This is a genomic window from Shewanella sp. SG41-4 (genome assembly GCF_014164505.1).
Taxonomy (GTDB): Bacteria; Pseudomonadota; Gammaproteobacteria; order Enterobacterales; family Shewanellaceae; genus Shewanella.
In genome coordinates, this window is the sequence record NZ_JACJFI010000725.1 from 1 (window position 1) to 800 (window position 800).

General features: G+C 45.0%; 1 protein-coding gene. It reads right to left on the reverse strand.

What is annotated here, in order from left to right; all coding sequences use genetic code 11:
• Positions 1-623, reverse strand: a 623-nt coding sequence (locus H5202_RS23515; RefSeq protein WP_182774120.1) for an IS66 family transposase zinc-finger binding domain-containing protein, incomplete at its 3' end; no start/stop codon positions are given.
• Between the last annotated feature and the right edge of the window lie 177 nt (positions 624-800).

Consider the following 800-nt stretch of genomic DNA (forward strand, 5'->3'; position numbering starts at 1 on the left):
TCTATCCAGCTGCTCATGGTCTGGCGACTGAGCTCAATACCGTATTGCTTGAACATGGCTTCCTGGCGATAAAGCGGTAACCCATATTGGTATTTACTGGTGATAAGCTGACTGAGCAAACTGCTTGTTGCAATGCCTTTGTTGATGGGCATGGCAGGCATTGAGGCTTGCTTTATCTGTGTTTGAGTTGAGGATTTATCACAGTGACGGCAGGCGTACTTAGGCCGAATGTGCTCAATCACTTTGATTTGAGCGGGAATAAACTCAAGCTTTTCTGACTTATCTTCACCCATTTTATGTAGCTCACCGCCACAACAATCACAGGTTTTATCTGCTATATCGTGAATAACCTGCTCTCGGGGTAAGTCTTTTGGCAGTGGCTTTCGCACCGGCTTTTTACGGGTGTAGCTAATGGATTGTTGCTCTGCCTCAACTTCCTCAACAATCTCTTCCACTTCATTAAACAGCTCGCTTTGCCCTACAAAGCCTTCAGCACTTTTGCCGAATTGTTTTTGTTGGGCCAAGCGCCAGCGCTCTTCCAAGGCTGCGATTTGTGCATCCTTCTGCGCTAACAGTTTTTCAAGTTCAGCAATACGCTGTTGAAGGGCGAGTACATTTTTCATGAAGCCTATTTTAAGGCATAACGAAAGGCTTTCCAGTGCTAACTGAGCTGACTTTGATGATCATCAATCGATCGCCAACTCTTTTGAATAATTAAAGCACTTGCTTACCTGCGACATCAATTTTGCTGTGGCCAATCACATCATAACCCGCTAATAACCAGTGTAATTGTTGCTCGG